At 66.0% G+C, this 2,066-nt stretch carries 4 protein-coding genes; 1 reads left to right on the forward strand and 3 read right to left on the reverse strand.

The annotated features are described in order from the left end of the window. Positions 1–329: 329 nt before the first annotated feature. Entirely contained in the window at positions 330–560 is a 231-nt protein-coding gene (locus tag Q4C89_RS08535; protein ID WP_303102181.1) for a hypothetical protein, read from the reverse strand. Between the two features lie 146 nt (positions 561–706). Here Q4C89_RS08535 and Q4C89_RS08540 point away from each other — a divergent pair, with 146 nt between their 5' ends. After that, positions 707–1,162, forward strand: a complete 456-nt coding sequence (locus tag Q4C89_RS08540; RefSeq protein WP_303102182.1) for a DoxX family protein — start codon at positions 707–709, stop codon at positions 1,160–1,162. Positions 1,163–1,222: 60 nt separating this feature from the next. Here Q4C89_RS08540 and Q4C89_RS08545 read toward each other — a convergent pair whose 3' ends face one another. Further along, a complete protein-coding gene (locus tag Q4C89_RS08545) occupies positions 1,223–1,654 on the reverse strand; it encodes a hypothetical protein (RefSeq protein WP_303102183.1) in 432 nt (143 codons plus the stop codon). A gap of 52 nt (positions 1,655–1,706) precedes the next feature. Next, positions 1,707–2,066 (reverse strand): M55 family metallopeptidase (locus Q4C89_RS08550; protein ID WP_303102184.1); only part of this gene is annotated, 360 nt, incomplete at its 5' end.

Here is a 2,066-nt window from a genome sequence, read left to right on the forward strand (position 1 = left end):
GCCACCGCCGTCGGCGCACAGAGCAAGTCCATCCTGGCGGAAGACTTGGAACGGGTCGCGAATAACCGCTGAGCTTCTCGGGCTCAGCTTGCGCGAAGGCTGTGCGGCTGACTGGCATCAGCGGAGAACCGACGGTTCGGACAGTCCCATCCTTGATGGTGAGTAGGAATTTGGCTCTCCAGGACAGCCTACTTACGGAGCGCACTGCGAGTTCTGATCTCTCGCAGTGCGCTCCATTGATGAGGACGTCGAAACATCCCGCGTTTTAGGAAGAGAACCGGGGGTCATCGCACGCCCGATTCAAACTTCAAGCTTCTCGGAAGAAGGGGTCAGCCTTCGTTCTCGCCCTCAAGCGGCGCGTCCAGCACATTGCTGTCGCCCTTCACGTATTCGCCTTCACTGTCGAGCTGTCCGCCGGGCTCCACGCCCACGGCGCTGTTGCCGGGGCTGTCCTGTACCACGCCCGACTGCGGAGTGGGGAACTTGGTCGCGCTTTCCGAGTCGGTGCTGCGGTTTTCCTGGGGAACGTCGAGTTGTTCTTCGCTGCGGTGTCCGGTCATGCCCCGTAGGTTAACCGGGCTGCATCGGGCCGAAGTGTGCCGGAGTTCAGGAGGGGTTTATGAGGCTGGCTTCTCGGCTTTCATGAGGGTCGGCAAGTTGCGTAGGGGAGAGGCAAGGGCGCGGGCAGGCTGATACACTGACGGATATGCCACGCCAACCCGAAATCGGTCTTGCTCTGCTCCGGCTGGTGCTGGGTGTCGTGTTTTTCGCTCACGGCCTTCAGCAACTCGCCTGGGGCGACCTGAAGCCGATGGTGGACCAGTTCAACAGTTGGAACGTTCCTCACCCGATGCTCACGGCTCCGCTGGTCGCCACCATTCAGGTGGTGGGCGGCGTGCTGCTGTTCTTGGGTCTGGCTGCCCGCACGGTGGCCTTCTTGCTCAGCTGCGTGATGTTCGGGGCCATCTGGTATGTCCACTGGGGCCGCAGTTTCTTCGCGCCCGCCGGTCTGGAGCTGCCGCTGCTGCTGCTCGGCGGAAGTCTCGCCATCATGTTCGGTGGCCCCGGCATTCCTTCGATGGACCGGGTGAACTACCGCATTCCCTACTTTGGGCGCACCACCACCCGCGTCTACGAACAGGAAGGCCCGCCCCGCCTCTGAAGCGGGCAAGTGGCAGGGCGGAGGAAGCTGGATTCTCTGCCCTGCCACTTGCTCTATCGCCTAAAACCGCACTTCCAGGCCCACCCCGGCCCCGAACTGTCGGGTCAGGGTGCTGCGGGCATAGGCACGCCAGCCCACCGGCCCCAGCACTGGCCCGCGCAGTCCAGCCTCGCCGTACAGGTTGAGGCCCGCCAGGTTCAGTCCGCTGCGGTACTCGGCTCCGGCACTGGCGAAGGCGTCCACCTTCGTCAGCGGCAGGTTCAGGTCACGCAGGGTCAGGGCGGCGGCGTAGCGGCTCTGGCCCTGCCAGCCCTTTTCGGCGCTTCCCTCCACCCCCAGCGCCCCGATGCGCGGCACGGCCAGCAGCGAACTGCCCGCCCGCACGCCGTATCCGGCGGTACTGGCGTCCGCCCCGACCCAGGTGGTCGCGCCCGCCACGCTGAGGCCACACAAACCGAGAACCGTCCACATCGCTCGCCCAAGTCGTCGCATGGGCGCAGACTAGGGCGCCGAAGCTGACGCCGGGTGAGCGCCCCTCGCCTCCTTAGCCGTTCAGTCTCACTTCGGCCACCTTCGCCAGCATCCGGAAGGTCTGGAACAGGTGGTAGGCGCTCTCACTCTCCCAGCCTACCGTCACGGCGTCCACGCGGGTCACGCCCGGCACGCGCTCGCAGGCGTCGGCGCGGGCCTGGTGGTCGAAACTGAGCTGGCAGGGCGCAGGCCAGCGGGTGACATAGGGCGGCAGGGTGGCGGCGCGGCGCACGCCCGCTTCGGCTCCGGCGCGGATGCGGCGCAAGGCTTCGGCGGGGTGCAGGTGAATGGCGGCGAAGCTGCTCAAGCCTTCTTTCACCGCCACCGTCTCGACCCCCTCGCCCAGTTCGGCGCGAATTTCGCTCATCGCCAC

It is taken from the genome of Deinococcus sp. (assembly GCF_030523985.1).
Taxonomy (GTDB): domain Bacteria; phylum Deinococcota; class Deinococci; order Deinococcales; family Deinococcaceae; genus Deinococcus.